Annotated in this window: 15 protein-coding genes; 2 read left to right on the top strand and 13 right to left on the bottom strand. The window is 58.1% G+C overall.

The window, feature by feature from the left end:
* Positions 1-58 precede the first annotated feature (58 nt).
* The 8 genes from WCI03_09390 to WCI03_09355 form a co-directional block, all read right to left on the bottom strand.
* Complete coding sequence (locus WCI03_09390; GenBank protein ID MEI8140069.1) at positions 59-940, bottom strand: ribokinase; 882 nt, start codon at positions 938-940, stop codon at positions 59-61.
* Positions 940-2,031 (bottom strand): hypothetical protein, encoded by a 1,092-nt coding sequence (locus tag WCI03_09385; protein ID MEI8140068.1) that lies wholly within the window; start codon positions 2,029-2,031, stop codon positions 940-942. The genes WCI03_09390 and WCI03_09385 overlap by 1 nt, the downstream gene beginning before the upstream one ends.
* Complete coding sequence (locus tag WCI03_09380; protein ID MEI8140067.1) at positions 1,988-3,079, bottom strand: uroporphyrinogen decarboxylase family protein; 1,092 nt, start codon at positions 3,077-3,079, stop codon at positions 1,988-1,990. Before WCI03_09380 ends, WCI03_09385 begins: the two co-directional genes overlap by 44 nt.
* A 17-nt stretch (positions 3,080-3,096) precedes the next feature.
* Positions 3,097-4,038: a nucleoside hydrolase gene (locus tag WCI03_09375; GenBank protein MEI8140066.1), complete on the bottom strand. Its 942-nt coding sequence runs from the start codon at positions 4,036-4,038 to the stop codon at positions 3,097-3,099.
* Between the two features lie 117 nt (positions 4,039-4,155).
* Positions 4,156-5,940: a hypothetical protein gene (locus WCI03_09370; GenBank protein ID MEI8140065.1), complete on the bottom strand. Its 1,785-nt coding sequence runs from the start codon at positions 5,938-5,940 to the stop codon at positions 4,156-4,158.
* A 153-nt stretch (positions 5,941-6,093) separates the two neighbouring features.
* Positions 6,094-6,750, bottom strand: coding sequence for a hypothetical protein (locus WCI03_09365; GenBank protein ID MEI8140064.1), 657 nt, complete (start codon positions 6,748-6,750; stop codon positions 6,094-6,096).
* A gap of 282 nt (positions 6,751-7,032) precedes the next feature.
* Positions 7,033-7,446, bottom strand: coding sequence for a DUF86 domain-containing protein (locus tag WCI03_09360; GenBank protein MEI8140063.1), 414 nt, complete (start codon positions 7,444-7,446; stop codon positions 7,033-7,035).
* Positions 7,433-7,984: a nucleotidyltransferase domain-containing protein gene (locus WCI03_09355; protein MEI8140062.1), complete on the bottom strand. Its 552-nt coding sequence runs from the start codon at positions 7,982-7,984 to the stop codon at positions 7,433-7,435. The genes WCI03_09360 and WCI03_09355 overlap by 14 nt, the downstream gene beginning before the upstream one ends.
* A 6-nt stretch (positions 7,985-7,990) precedes the next feature.
* Here WCI03_09355 and WCI03_09350 point away from each other — a divergent pair, with 6 nt between their 5' ends.
* Complete coding sequence (locus tag WCI03_09350) at positions 7,991-9,055, top strand: GntR family transcriptional regulator (GenBank protein MEI8140061.1); 1,065 nt, start codon at positions 7,991-7,993, stop codon at positions 9,053-9,055.
* A gap of 101 nt (positions 9,056-9,156) precedes the next feature.
* Here the strand turns inward: WCI03_09350 and WCI03_09345 are convergent, their stop codons facing one another.
* From WCI03_09345 to WCI03_09325, 5 genes are all read right to left on the bottom strand, one after another.
* Complete coding sequence (locus tag WCI03_09345) at positions 9,157-10,764, bottom strand: MBL fold metallo-hydrolase (protein ID MEI8140060.1); 1,608 nt, start codon at positions 10,762-10,764, stop codon at positions 9,157-9,159.
* A gap of 70 nt (positions 10,765-10,834) precedes the next feature.
* Complete coding sequence (locus WCI03_09340) at positions 10,835-12,112, bottom strand: alpha-L-fucosidase (protein ID MEI8140059.1); 1,278 nt, start codon at positions 12,110-12,112, stop codon at positions 10,835-10,837.
* 11 nt (positions 12,113-12,123) lie between these two features.
* Complete coding sequence (locus tag WCI03_09335) at positions 12,124-13,212, bottom strand: ATP-binding protein (protein MEI8140058.1); 1,089 nt, start codon at positions 13,210-13,212, stop codon at positions 12,124-12,126.
* A gap of 18 nt (positions 13,213-13,230) precedes the next feature.
* Positions 13,231-14,478 carry a uroporphyrinogen decarboxylase family protein gene (locus tag WCI03_09330; GenBank protein MEI8140057.1) on the bottom strand — a complete coding sequence of 416 codons (1,248 nt, stop codon included), beginning with the start codon at positions 14,476-14,478 and terminating at the stop codon, positions 13,231-13,233.
* A 25-nt stretch (positions 14,479-14,503) separates the two neighbouring features.
* Positions 14,504-14,770: a hypothetical protein gene (locus WCI03_09325; protein ID MEI8140056.1), complete on the bottom strand. Its 267-nt coding sequence runs from the start codon at positions 14,768-14,770 to the stop codon at positions 14,504-14,506.
* On the opposite strand from WCI03_09325, the gene WCI03_09320 reads away from it, so the two are divergent.
* On the top strand, positions 14,762-14,983 hold the full coding sequence (locus WCI03_09320; GenBank protein ID MEI8140055.1) for a hypothetical protein: 222 nt from the start codon (positions 14,762-14,764) through the stop codon (positions 14,981-14,983). The two genes, WCI03_09325 and WCI03_09320, sit on opposite strands and share 9 nt — an antisense overlap.
* Positions 14,984-15,238: the final 255 nt, after the last annotated feature.

Raw genomic sequence — 15,238 nt, 5'->3', positions numbered from 1 at the left:
AGACCGAGTGATAGAAGGCTTCGCGGTTGAGTTGAATGTCGTACGGTGAGATAATCCGCTACTCACCTAGGAAAACTTCCTCTTTTCCGGGAATCGAATCCGCGGCGCCTTTTCGGGTAACTGATATCGCCGCGGCCTTGCAGGCATAGGCAAGACATTGCTCGGGAGAGAGACCCTTGATGAATGACGCGGCATAATAGCCGATAAAGGTATCGCCCGCCGCAGTGGTATCCACGGATTTGACTTTCGGCGCGGGTGCCGCCCATTGCCGCGGCCCGCTCTTGAGCATCGCCCCCTTCGCCCCAAGCGTCATGAGGATTTGCGCACCGGGGAAACGCCTCGCCAGGGCGGCCAATGCGGGTTTCCCCGCCCTGGCCCCGGAAAGATCGGCCGCCTCGATCTCATTCACAATGAACAAATCCACCAGCGATAACGGATACGTGAGGATCGCGGGATCAAAGGGCGCGGGATTGAACCAGATCTTCAGCCCGGCCTTGTGCGCGGCTTTCATGATATCCGGGATCGCATTGATCTCGTTCTGGAGCAGGAGAATGTCCCCCTTCCCGAAATGCTTCAGGGTCTGACGGATCTCCGGCAGGGTAATGGTCCGGTTCGCCCCGGGGAACAGCACGATCGAGTTCTGCCCGCCATCCGCCACCTGGATCACGGCATGCCCCGTCGGGCCGGAATCCCGCCTCACAAAACGAACATCCGCCCCCGCCGCCTTGAGAATGCCAACAAGCCATTCACCATCCTTGCCAATCCTGCCCGCGTGATAGACCGGGGCACCGGCCCGGGCCAACGCAATGGATTGGTTATTCCCCTTCCCCCCCGCGAATGTGGCAAGGGAAAGGCTGGAGAGCGTCTCACCGGGCTTGACGATGTGCGGAACCCGGTACACCAGGTCAATGTTGAGCGAACCGAAATTGAGGATCTTCATCAGCAACTCTTTACACCCCACGCGGCGACCTTGTCAACCAGGGCATCCGCTTCGGCGGGTGAACCCGCCCAGAGGTTGAGTATCACCCCCTCGGGCCGCAACCCGTCCATAAGCGCATCTAATTCCTGCGGCCCGGTATACAGGAACAACCCCTTTCCCGCCGCCTGTATCCGGCGAAGCATGGGCAGCCAGTACGGCATGGGCGGCTGCCCGGCGCCGGGCGTCCACTGGATGGCGCGCAGACTCGGGATTTCAAGCAGCATGTCGAGATGCGGCACCGCCCCCGGCCCGTCCAAATGATAGACGGCATAATCGAGCCAGTCACAGTGCGCAACGAGATCCTCCAGGAAAAACTCGCGGTACATCTCCGGCGAGATCATGCAGGAGAAGTCGTTCTGCAACGGGTAGGTCCGGCCCGGCGCCCACGCCGCCAACCAGCAGTTCGAGCCGTTACCCGCCGGCAACCGGTCGTAAAGCGTCTGGTAACACTGCTGCCAGAGTTGGCGCAGTTCGCTCAAACGGGCTTGCACCACATCCGGACAGTCCATCATATCCATGCACAGGCCATCCGCCCCGCGCACCGCCGCCAGTAGATCGGCCCCCATGCCAAGATCGGTGATGCCGGCAATGAACCGGCCGGGGGCAGCGGCGGCGATACGTTCGGTCAAGTGTAGCGTCGCCTGCCAGTAGGCATTCTGATGATCGAACTGCGGCCGCCAGGAACTCAGGTCGGTAACCGTGTGATCCTGCCAAGAGGTGTCGTGCTCCGGATCGAAATGGATCCGATTCCCGAGGAACGCGGTCAGAACGCCCGGCCCTAGATTGGGGTACCACATGGGGTAGGCATCGCCGGCGAAGTGGATTCCATCAAAGAACGCCCGCATCTCTTCGACCGTACGGTCCGGATCGGCCCACACGGATTCGTCCAGGATGCGCCACCAGCCCTTGGGCACCCCGGGGCGCTTGGGGGCATACACCTGAACCACGGGCCGGTCAACAAGTTGTCGCTCCCAGAAGGCGCGAAACCGTTCCTGACTTTTCTCCCAGTCAACCATTGAACACCTCTTTGAAGACACGGACGTAGGTTCCAAGCTGCTCCAGTGAGACTTCCGGGGGGATGCGGTGATCGGGGAGCGGCAGGAAGCCGCCTTCCGCCACCAGGGGACGCAAGGGCTCAAGGTGCGCCCGGATGGCGGCCTCGCCCCGGGCAATGACGTGCTTGTCCACACCCCCCATCAACCTCAGGTCGCGGCCGAACCGTTTCCGGAAGGCGCGGGGATCCGCCCCCCACGTGCCGACTTCGATCGGGAAAAGGATATCGAACCCGGACTCCACCCAGCAGGGCGCGAGGTCGTCCACCCAGCCGTCGCTGTCAATCAGCATGTGCGGGATGCCCATGCCGCGATAAAACTCCAGCAGCCGCCGGTAATACTTGTCGAAATGCCGCCGGTACATCGCCGGGGAGAAAAGCGGACCGGACTTGCCGCAGCAATCCTCGAAAATATAGGCGAAGTCAAACTGGACGCGCTCCAGCATCGGCCGGAAAATCGTCATGTAATGGTTCGAGAGATAATCAAGCATCTCCTCCAACAGCACGGGGTCGTCATACATCAGGTAACTGATGCCCTCGACGCCCATCCAGTCGCGCGGCCAGCCATACAAGCTGCCGGCCATGAAGGTGGCGACACGATCACGGCGGTTCAGGGCATCGGCCCTGGCTTCCCAGCCCACGGGTGGTGGCGCGGCGGCTGCCGCGTCAAGGAAGCCCCGGAAACGGTTCCAGGATTCCCGGGTCGGTTCCAGCGCTGGCGACACGTGCTGGCACAGACTGCTGCCGAGCTTGGGCCGCCGTTCCACGGCGCCCAGCGAAGTCCGCACCAGCCGCCATTCGGCGGTTTCCTCCAGAATCTGCTCCGGTTCCGGCGAGCGGGGCCAGGGCGCGGCGAGACCGTGAAGCGACCACATCCCCTCCTCCCAATCCTGATCGAGGCCAACGGCCGCCGCCACCGTCTGGCCTGCGGGCAACCCTTCCTGCTGCCACCGGGCCAGGGCTTCATCCCAGTAGCCGAAAATATAGGCTGGCAGACGGTCCATAGGTTGATAATCCAGGCAGGCGGCAAAGCGTTGGCGATGGGTCATGGGGGTAGGTTGTGTAGTCATGTGTTTAGTGTTTTGAGTAACCGCTGCATGAGATGTTCACGGAATGCGGGCAGATCGAGCCAGTCCAGAGCGCAGTGAACCGGTTGACCGGTGGCATCCTGCCGCAGGAACCCGTCGTCGGCCACCCGCAGGTTCAGATCCTCCACACGCAAGCCGTCGCGGCAGAACGCGAGGTAAACGGCCACGCAATCGAAAAGGATGGAGGTGTGCTGTTCCGGCTGCCCCTTGAGCCAACCGGACACCCTGGCTTCCGGCCCGTAGAAGTCGCGCCAGATGCGGTAGCACTCCATCAGGGCACCCAGGTCGGGATCCGCGCTTGAAGCGCGCTCCACACGCCGGAGTTGCTCGCCGCTGAGCCGCACCTGTCCGCAAGTATCCAAGGGCGTGATCGTCTTGTCCCACGGCGCCTGGAACACCCGCTGGGCGGCAGGGATGTCCTTAATCACGTTCCACTCCGCAATGGCACCCTCGGCGCCATCGAAATTCCGGGCGATGGAGCCGTGCATGCCCACGAATCGGGCTTTCTGCGCGATGCGGGGCTCCAGGAGGAGGGCGTCGCCGAGATTCGTTAGCGGCGCGATGGCGATCACCGTCACCGGCTCCGGACTATCCATGATGGTGCGTACGATGGCCTCCGCCGCATTGGCGTGGATGGTCCCCGGATAGCGAGCGAGGTCATAGTCGGCGGCCCAGGGCTGGAGCGTGCAATCGAATTGACCGCCGGGCCGCCCGATCCCGACCGCCACGTCGGCACGGCCGGTGAGCTCCAGCAGACGCGCGGTGAGCTTGGCGCGATAGGTCGTATCGCCCGTGGCAGTGGTCACCAACCGCAGGTCCAACTCCGGACAGCGCAGCAGATAGAGCAATGCCCAGGTATCGTCTATATCGGTTCCAGGATCTGTATCAAGAATGACAGGTGTAGTTTGCATCTTAATCATAATCGTAATCGTAATCGTAATCTTAATCGTGATCGTAATCCTTTCCGGGGCAGTCGATTACGATTATGATTAGGATTACGATTAGGATTTCTATGGGATACTAATAGTCGCACACCATCACCGTATCTTGAATACCGTCCCCCTCGACAGCACGTCCAACCAGTTATAGGCATTCACCTCGTACCCGTCAGCAATTCCGTCGTTATTCAGGTCATTCGTGAGCCCGCCAGGCAACAGGGTCGTAATCAGCACGTTGTCGACAAACGTATTCTGGTCGGCGCTATTCGCGTTTTTTACCCCCAGCAAATGATACCCGCCGGTGTTCGTCGGCGCGCTCAAAGCCATGGCCATCAGGTTGCTTTGCACAAACAGGGAGAAAAGTCCCGTACTCAAGTCCTGGCATATCGTGATCCGGTTGAACGTATTGCTGTCCAATTGCAGGCTGCGACCATCCACCGTATTGGAACAAACGGTCCACCCGCCTTTAACGGCAACCACCAGAAAACCGTCGCTGTTGACGTAGGCGGCAAAGCTCGCGGTATTTGTAGGCGCATTCGGCGGCTCGAGGCCCCAAAGGGGCTTGAGGTAGAAATCGGACCAGACTCTTGCGAGCCCTGTGGCGCTGATGCTGTTGGTCAACGTGCTCCCGCCCGGGATCACAACCGCCGGGCTGTTCCCTATGCCTTGGTTCGTAACAAGAACCGAGGGGGCATCGGCGTACCACCCGCGGAAGTTGAGGTTGGTCACCACCGTGCCGACGGCGTAGAGGTTGAAATCGTCCGCAAAGGCCAGCGGCAGACTGGCCGCGGTTTTCCAGGTACTGGAGATCGTGAACGCGCCCGTCATGTTCACCCCCGCCGAATTCACCACGAGTTGTGAATTGGTGGCGAAACGGAGGATTCCCCCGGCCCCCACATCCAGGCCGGCCGCGCCTACATAGAAGGTTGAGTTCGACGCCATGGCCACCGTTCCGTCCACCCTCGCGGAACCGGAGGTCAGGCAAGCCGACACCGCCATCGCCACCTGGCCGCTGACCGTCAGCGCCCCCGCGCAGGTCACGGACTGGGCAAATGAGGCCGAAGCGTTCGAGGCCACCGTCAGGCTGGCGACCGTAAAGGCATCGCCTTCAAACACGATATTGGATGGATTGGCCGCCACCACGACACTCTCGCCCGCGTAATTACCGGCAATGACATGGATGACATCCCGGGGCCGCCAGGCGGCGATGGCATTGGTGATCGTGGTGAATACCGGCACAAGGTTCGTCGTCCCCGCAAAGACATACAGCTTCCGGGCGGCGCGACCATAGACGACCACCTCGGCGGCATCGGCCAGGCCATCGAGATTGATATCGTTGGTCAGGCTTTGCGGCCCCGCATTGGTCCGGATCCACACATTATCCAGCCAACTATTGCTGTCGGAATTCTGGAAGCCGAGTTGATGATAACTGCCCGCCGTACCCGAGAAGCGCGCATCCTGGAGAATCAGCCGGTCATCGAGGAACACCACCTGGTTCGAGGCGCTGTAGTCTTGGAAAAGGGAAATCCGCACATAGCCATTGGTCGCCGGAAGAAGGCCATTGCCCCAGATATCGTTCGTGCAGGCGAACCACACGCCATTCGTGGCCAGGACCGGGTACCCGTTGGCGTTGAAATAGCAGACGAAACTGGCGGTTCCGGTCGGGGCATTGGGCGGCTCCTCCCCGGCCACCGGTCTGATCCGCATATCCGTCCAGACTCGATTCACGGCAGGGGTGGGCAGGGAATTCGTCAGGGCGACGGCCAACCCCAGGAACACGCTATTTGAAGGCGTCACGCTGTTGGTCACATAGCCGCCGCTGTTGGTCACATAGGCGGCGGTCCCGGACGCCTGCCACCCGTTCGTGGGGGAGGTGAACGTCATCCCGGAGCCGTATCCTTCGAAATCGTCGAACACCTCCGGAGCCGCCTGGGCGGTGAAGGCCGGGCCCAGGGCGAGCGCGCCGATCAGAAACAGGAGCCCCCGTTTCGCAAGATCCCCCATGCATTGATGTTCAATTTTCATTGCTGCACCTTGTCATTCAATCCAAATCAATGTACCGCGGGGAAGAAGGGTAGCTGTAATCGACACATCGTCAAAGATGACCTGGGTACCGTTTCCGTTCTTGGCGATGAGTTGGATCTGCAACGGTTGGGCGATAGCGGTGCGATTTGTGTAGGTGACGGTAGAGGTGACCCACCCACCGTTCGGGAGGGTCAACGTGTTGTTATCCTCCGCCAGTAGAGTGAAGCTACCCATCGAGGCGCCATAGCCGAGCCGGACAGCGTACCCGTTGTTTGCCGTATCCAACCGGTCACCCACTTTAACAGTCAAGGTGTAAACCGCAACTTGGAGATTGGTGCTCAACACCTGCGCAACGACGGAACTCGCGGTATTTCCACTGCCGGTGCTGCTGTACACATAGAGCACGTTGGTGCCTTCCGGGGCGTTGCCGCCGACACACATCCCGCTACTCGGATTCAAGATACCGGCATTGTGATCTGTACCGACGTTGTTGGTCCAACCGCCGGACAGTGTGGGATTACCGGCAGTAGTAGGAACGTAGTTGCCATCGGCCAACGTGGGCGTCTCAAAGCCGGCGTTATTGATATTGACGCTGTCGGCGCGGGTGAGCACGACGACGATGATGTTGAGCAGGGCAGCAACCGCAAGCGTGACCAACTGCGTCTTCATGAGATCTCCTTTTTGCATGTGTTGATGACATAATAGGTCTTGGAAAATGCCGGACGCAACACCCGATCTGCCCGCTGGCCGCCAAGGTTGCTCAATTCGTACTTGGCGATATTCCAAACATTATGCCATTATCTCACCAAGACAACCCGATTATGTGCGCGATTGAATTGAACAACTATTTATGCCTCGAAACGGCGTTGCCGGGTTTGTGGGGGGGATTTTCACGGATGATTCTCAACCTCGCCAATGCCGGGCGCGGTCCCTGAATTCCTATTCCCAGATTCAAAGAAAACGGGCAAATACGCGCATCAGGGATTGAACGTCAGTGATGTTTTTTTGCAGGACTTCGTGAACCACTCGTCGGTCGACATCCAAGTAGTCGTGGACGAGTATGTTTCTGAATCCAATCATACGAATCCAGATTTCCCGCAGTTCTTCACCGAAATACCCTTTTTCACAGAGGAGGCGAGGAATATCGCCTGCTGAGTCCACGATCCCTAAATTCAGGTCAGCAACGAGGTGACTCCCAATATCGTTCAGCGCTTCGATCGTGAGCTGTAAAAATCGTTCCGCGCTACCATATTTTTCGGGGTCAGCCAGAAATTCATCGAGAGGGTAACGCTGAATTTTCTTCAGGATCGTCAGATATTCGTCGACTTTGCCGAGGCGTTTATGAATGACTTCAGGTCGCACCATGGAGAATCCTTTGTTTCAAGGCCGCCCGCTGAGTGTTCACATATGGCAGAAAATCGAAGTACATGCGGATGACTTTAGAATAGAAGGAGTCAGGATCAAACTCCGGACGGGAGAATATGACCCGATTCATTCGAACCGCTTCATGGCTAAGCACCAGGTTGTCACGATCTAAAAAGGCAAGGTCGACATTATCAAAGCCGATTTGAGCGAGATCCGACAGGATGTCCAGTTTTCGACTTCGGGCCGACCTCTTCCGATCTGACACCACCGCGAAATCGTAGTCGCTATCCGGCCTGGCCGTTGCTGTGGCGTGGGAGCCAAACAGATAAACAGCCAGAATCTCAGGATAGTTCGAAAAAACATCCTGCAGGCGAAGCCGTACGGGGTTTGTAAAATCCATGGCCATATGAGTACCATAGCCTCGGATCCCATGCAAGTTCAACAGACGATCCTTGACGGTATGTTCACGATAGCGGACATTACAGCCGTGGTAATCATGAATGAAGCCAGGAAATTCCTTGGCTAATGAATTGAGCAACTATTTATGCCTCGAAACCCGGGAATACCCCATTATCGCCGCATTGCCGACAACCTGCTGGCCACTTTGCAGGCGCCGGGTGATACGGCCCGGCCTCTGCCTTCCGAGAACGCCCTGGCGAAACGCTATGGGGTGGCCCGCAACACCGCGAGGCGCGCGCTGGAGGAGCTGCGGGCGCAGGGCCTCGTCCACCGACTGAGGGGCTCGGGCAGTTTCAGTCAGGGCCGGGCGGTGCGGCTCATCTTCGCGTTTGGCTATATGCTGCCGGCCTACAGCCGGCTCTTCTCCTGGATGCAGCATCTGCTGGCCGGGGAAGGCTACCGGCTGATCGTGCGGGAGACGGGAATGCGGGGCGAGGCGCTGTCGGAAACGTTTCGCCTGGACGAGGTGCGTCAGGCGGAGGCGGTATTCTGGTACGTGGCGAGCCACCCCGACGGCATCCGCGCGGCAACGGCGGCCCGTCGTCAACTACCGCCGCAACTGCCCTTAGTGCTGGTGGACGATCTGCTGGGCCTTTCGCTGCAAGGGCGGCACCGTGTCGACCTGGTGCACTTCGACGGCCAGCAGGCGGCCCGTCTGCTGGTGGCGAAGTTGGCTTCCCGCGGCATTCGGCACCCGGTCCTGTTGAACCGATCCGACCTGACGATCTTTGCGGCGCAAACCACTCAGACGGGCTTCGAGTCCGAACTGCTCGCGCGGGGCATTCAGGATGTGGCGGGGCATGTGTTCGAAGATGACGTACAACGCCCCTCGACCCTGCGGCGACTGTTCCGCCCCGCCGACCGGCGATCCTGGAAACCCGGGGCGATCCTGCTGCACTACCCCTATGAGGTCGAGTTCCGGGAGCGTTGCAGCCAGGCCGGCCTCCGTTTGCCGTCCGGACTGCCGGTGATCGCTATCGGGCAGGTCGAGGGCCGCTATCGCCTGCCAATCGATCAGCGCGCCATGGCCCAAACCTGCGCGGATTTGTTGCTCAGTCGCCTCCGCCATCCCCAGCGGCCTAATCTTCACGTGGCTATCAATCTTCCGGTACGAGCCACTGGGCAAGGGACCCACGCTCCTGGCTCCTGAATTCTGCTCTTGCAAACACCCCAGAGGGGGTTTTGCAAGAGCCTCTGCATCAACCATGCGGCCCGATTCAGCCGGGGGCAACACTTCGACGGGTTCTCCCGTTAGACTAAGAGTATTGGAAACCCAGGACGGATGAACGCCGGGCGCAAGTTGCCGTCCGGAACCAGCCGGCACAACGCCGGCAACGTGTGCTCAATACGCCGCAGGCTCTCTGCATACAAAGCCTGACAATCAACAAAGTGCGAACCGTGGCCGCCGAGGTTGAGATCTGCTGTTTCGCCTGCCATCTGACGATAGGTCTTCAGGATGCCGCTATCGCCGTCCGGAACACTGTGGTTGGAGATAACGAAACTAACCCCATCCGAATCACCACGGCTTTGAATCGTGTCACCCGTAATCGCCAACCGCAGGCCATTGAAAGTCAACAGGTAGGCAGCGTGACAGTAACAATGCCCTGGCAGGTGCATCGAACGGATGGCCACATCATGCCAGTGGTAAGGCGTTCCCATACTCAGCACATCGTCCACCACCACATGATCAAAGCCCAGGTTGTACCAGGGCAGAAGTGCCGGATACGGGTAGTCCCACGGTGCCTCCATGACTCGGGCCACCAGATCCCATGCCCCTACCCTGCAGTCCAGATATCGCTTCCGGAGCTCCGGTGCCAGATCATAGTGGTCACCATGGATATGGGTCACCAACGCCAGGTCAATGGTCTTGAGCCCGCACTCCCGTTCAAAGAGATCAAGGTCACGATGAAAATCAGCCACCCTGGTCGGTGATTCGAAATCACAGGGCCCCGGATCAAACATCAAGCCCCTACCCTGATCGTCAATCAGAAGAATGCAGTTGCCGAAGTTATCGATTTGGTAAACGCCCTTATGAAGTTGCAGATACCGCCCCACCCGTGGGTATTCAGGTTGCGGAGCAGGTTTGAAGTCGCCGCTTTGCCATTTCAGTGCTTCCTGATAGGCGTCAATGGCCCCAGCCAGTTCCACTGCTTGGGCTGGGCCATTCTCAAGCGCAGGACCGGTTGCAGGAAAATACCGCTGCACGGGACGTTTCGCCAACTCCCTCAACACAGCAGGCAATGAGGCAATAGCCGTGCCACCATAATTGCTTTCAAGATCGTAGACGTTCACCAGTTTGGCCGGGTGACAAAGCAGGTCGCCGGTAAAGATGGCCAAGGGCTTGCCGTCTATTTCAAGAATGAAGCCCACATGGTGCCGGCCATGCCCCGGCAGCGGAATCACCTCGAACACCAGATCCTGCCAGGTCAACCGCTCGCCTTCACGGAATGTCCCAGCCACCTTCAGGGACACTTCTGGAGGGAACACGGTGATGCTACCCGCAATGCCGTACTTTTCACGGCCCAATGTATTCATCCAGTCAGCGGGATTATCCCAAACTGTATGCGCCGTCTTCGCATAGGCGGCGCGATCACTCGCCAGTTCACGCAACTCATCATGCACCAGGATTCGGGTAGCAGGAAACTGATCAGCCTCCCGGCAATGCTCCGGCTGCACATGCGTGTGCAGGATCAATTCAGGTACAGGAAGCCCCCGCCGGCTAATCCAGCGCCCCATCTGCGCGCTATGACAGTCAATCAACAGGCTCCGCCCGTTACGTACCACCAGATGGCTGGTCGCTACACCTACTAGCGAATAAATGTTCAACTCCGCCGCCAATTCAGAAACTATTCTCATCATTCTCATGACCTTACCTGGGTAAATGCGTTCGCCGAGGACGTCGAACGCCACCTTAATCGGTTATTTTTCATTAATGTTTTATATCAGACGGACAGGGATCGTAATGGGGATGCGGACCATTCGGAATACGCAAGCCCCCACATTGATACAATGACGGCGGCTGATCACACTCGATCCGGAACACGGGACACAGCGGATCGGGTGGCAGATCAGGCAGGCCGCTCAACGTCACCCGTGTTCCTTCCTGCTTGAAGCTCACCGGACGACCGGACTCGCCCAACAGTGAGACACTCCGGACCTTCGCCTGACACCCGCCAAAGGTCAGCGTGCCCCCGGGCCAGCGCCGGATGATCCAATACAGGTTGTTTTTCCGCAGCGTGAAGGGGCCATGAAAGGACCAGTCACCTCGATGTTCCCCGCGCTGCTGCAGATCAAAGGTGAATTGTTCAGTATCGTAGATCGCCTCGCCACCACAACGGTTCAACCAGGCCCCGACGGTCTCCAGCACTTTTACAGATTCCTCCGGCACGGAGCCATCCCCCCGCGGCCCGATGTTGAGCAGGAGGTTACCCCGCCCCTGTGCTGCCGAGGCGAGCAGATCCACGACTTGGCCAGGTGACTTCCAGTCATGATCACCGGCATGGAAACCCCAACTGTTGTTGAGCGTCATACAGGCTTCCCAGGGTCGCCAGGGATTCGGCGAGCCCATATGGCCTTCCGGTGTGGCAAAGTCGCCCGATAACCCGTTACGACCGTTGAACAGGATATGCGGCTGAATCTTACGAACCATCTCATTCATATGCTCCGCCTGCCAGCCTTCCGCATTAAAGGGCCACCAACCATCATACCAGAGAACATCAATCGGATTGAATAAAGTTACCAGTTCGCGGATACGGGCAAGCGTTGCGACCATGAATCGCGCATAGGCGGATTTGTCCTCGAGTGCCGCCACCGCATCCGGCTGGTCATGCCAGTTGTTGAGACTATGGTAAAGGCCGATCTTCAGTCCCCGCTTCCGGGCCGCCGCTACGAGTTCCGCAACCAGATCGCGCTTGGCGGCCGTCTTCACTGTATTGAAGTCACTCAAGGCAGTGTCATAGAGCCGGAAGCCCTCGTGATGCATCGTCGTCAACACCACATAACGCATCCCGGCGCGCACGGCGAGATCGCACAACGCTTCCGCCTCGAACTTCTCGGCCGAAAAACGGTTCGCCAGCGCCCGGTATTCCTCCGCCGGAATCTCCTCCCGGTTCCAGGACCATTCAGCCCGTCCCAGAAGACTGTAGAGCCCGTAATGAATGAACAACCCGTATCGCCAATCGCTAAACTTAGTAAGACTGTTTTCCACGAAAACCCCTTTCATTTCCCGACCTTTGACTTAGTTCCTGATCTCAAAGCAGGCGATTTCACGGAAGGTACAACGCACGACATGAGCGTGCCTCGTTTTCCATTCCGCCCGAACTTCAACACTCCGCCAAGAAGGCCCGCGCGATAGTTCATATTTTTGAGCCCCATCCCCATGCAACCCGACAGATCGGCTGGCATCCCCTTGCCGTTGTCACGAACCTGCAACCTGATCGTGTCCCCGGTCTGGTTCAGCGTAACGGAAATCGACCGGGCCTGACTGTGTTTGACAGCATTGCTGATGGCTTCCTGGGCAATCCGGTAGAGATGGCTTGCTGTTTCGGTGTCGTGGACGCAGAATTGTCCGTTACAACGGATCCTGCAGTCCACAGAAAAGCCTTCACGGACAGCTCCCACCAAGGCCCCCAATGCAACCTTCAAACCGTCAGAACCAGGATGGACCGGGTGCAATCCCCTGGCGATGTCCTTTACTTCGACAATGGCGGAGGTTATTACCACCGAGAGGCTTTCCGCCTGCCTGCCCACGTCGACATGACGGTTCTTCAAGTCCTGTGCCAAGCAGTCGGCTTTGATGGCGATGGCGGCCAGTTTCTGACACAGCCCATCATGGAGTTCGCGCGCGACCCGCTCCTGCTCCTGTTCGGCCGCCCGCAGAAGATCCTGCTCCAATCGCCGGCAGTCACTCACGTTATGGGTCAGCCCCAGAATCCGCTCAATTTTACCGCGCTCATCCAAAAGGGGAATGTAAGTGACCTCGATATACATGATCCGCCCATCGGGCATGACGATCTTGACGTCATCACGCTGGGTTTTCCTGGTCGCCATAGTGCGCTTCAGGAGTGATAAATATGGACGGGTGACATTGTCAGGGAACAGCTCCTCGTCACGCTGGCCCAGGATCTGTTTTCGTGTAAGTCTGCTAACCGTCACTCCATAATCATTGATGAACCGTATATGGCGTTTGGCATCATAAATGACGCAGACGCCCGGGTAACAGCTCAGAACCCTGCTGAGGCCCTCATCATGAACTACGTCTTGTAGACCTGCATTAGGTTTCCGTCTGCTCTGTGACCCGGTGCTCATCATGCTTTATCTTTCCCCTTATCGGTTGAATTCACGAACAGCCTCAATCATGGCGACCACGTTGGCCACCGGGGTGCGGGCCTGCACATTATGGATGGCGTCGAAGACAAACCCACCGCTCTTTGAGAAGATCTTGCATCGTTCCAATACTTGCTCCCGGACTTGGGCCGGAGTGCCGAACGGCAGCACCTTCTGCGTGTCAACCCCACCGCCCCAGAAAACCAGGCGGTCCCCGTACTTGTCCTTCAGCACCCTAGGATCCATCCCGGTCGCGGAACATTGGACGGGATTGATAATATCGAAGCCGGCCTTGATGAAATGCTCCATAAACGGCTCCACCGCGCCACAGGAGTGCTTGAACGTCTTCCAGGTGGTGTGCTGGTGAATCCAGTCGTTCATCTTCTTGTAATACGGCAACCAGAGCTCGTCAAAAGCGTCCGTCGAGCAGAACTGACTGCTCTGGGTCCCGAAATCGGTGCCGCACAGGAAGACCGCATCCACCTTATCCCCGACCACAGCATGAATCTTTTCAAGATTGGACAAGGCGAATTCGATCTGTTTCTGAAACATTGCATGGACATAATCCTGCCGGATTGCCGTTGTCACATACCATTCCGCAATGTCCCGGATGCCTTTGGGGTGTTTCATGAAAGGCCCGGGAACCAGGGCAATGTCCCCGAAGGCAGTTCCCCCGAAATTGGCAATCACCCCCCGTCCGGACGCTTCCGCCCGTTTGGCTTCCCGCGCGAAATGGGCCAGAGCCTCCTTTGAAATGGGGCCGAATTCCTCTGTGTTATCCTCAGGATTAAGCCGATCTTCGTCGATGGGCTGCTGCCGGATGATGGTGTCGAAGAAATAGCCCCCTTCCGGCATATGCCCACTCGGCGGAACCGACGTGTCCCCTTCGGGATAGATGTAGATATCCTTACCTTTAACCGTGACATTAAACTGACCGGGCACCAGCAGGGGCTGACCCCACGGAGCCTGCCATTCTTTCCACTGTTCCAGGGCGAACCCGAACAAGGTGGACCGTCCATAGATGCCGGTGGTGTCAACACCCATGGCGTCCTTGAGATCGTCCTCGACTTCACCCAGCATCTGATAGGGCTCAATCACCTTGACCGGCTGTTTCTCCAAACCATAGTGGTCGCGAAGTGCCGCCACCACCGACACATGGATTCCCGTGACCGCCGTGCCGCCAAAGTCCATGGGAACCGGCCCGTCTTTGTGATTAATAGCTTTTTGTAGTATCTCTCGATAGCTCATACCGTTTTCTTCCCTCTTTCATTATTCATGACTCCGCAGCCGCCTTCCGGAAGGCCCGCATATTCTTCTTAACTGACTCATCTAATGTCGCACGTCTCACATCGACTCCACCCACCCGCGCGATGCTCTGCAGCGACTCCTCTTCCGCCTTGTCCTGCGGCACCAACCCATCCCAGGCCTTGATCTTGTTGAAAAGCAGGTTCGGTGTCTCCTTGAGCACCTGATGGCTGGGCCGGACATACGCATGCGAACTGACTGGAGCATCACCCCAGCAGTCGCGGTCATGAAACATGAACCAGTCGATGGACTTGCAGCCCTGCGCGAGCGTGCAGCGGGCCATGAACCGCATATGGTCGTCGGATACCCGCGTGTTGCCGAGATTCTTGTTTCAGGTGCCGGACATGAATTCCGCCGACCACGTGTAGCTCAGGCTGGCATTCATCAACTTCAGTACCCGGGTAATCTGCCGGTATTGAGGCTCCGCCCGCTTCTCCTTCATCATTGACAAGAACTTGCGTATAAATCTGAATACATTACACCAGAATATTCAGAATATTGTCAAGAACACAACGTCCGACCCTCCCGGAAATATCTTCAAACTTAGCCTTCTTACGCCACGTAGCACCCATGGCGTTGTATGATCGGTGACCGGTAGCGGAATCGAGGAACAGTCCCCGCTGAGTAGTTACTATTATTAACCTTGTGAGCAGCCCCCTCATCAAGTCCTTCCACAAAATCGAATTGGTTTTGCGTTGTGGGC

Source organism: bacterium, assembly GCA_037143175.1.
Taxonomy (GTDB): domain Bacteria; phylum Verrucomicrobiota; class Kiritimatiellia; order CAIKKV01; family CAITUY01; genus JAABPW01.
Note: the sequence above shows the minus strand (reverse complement) of the source record. Positions and strands in the feature narration are given on the sequence as shown.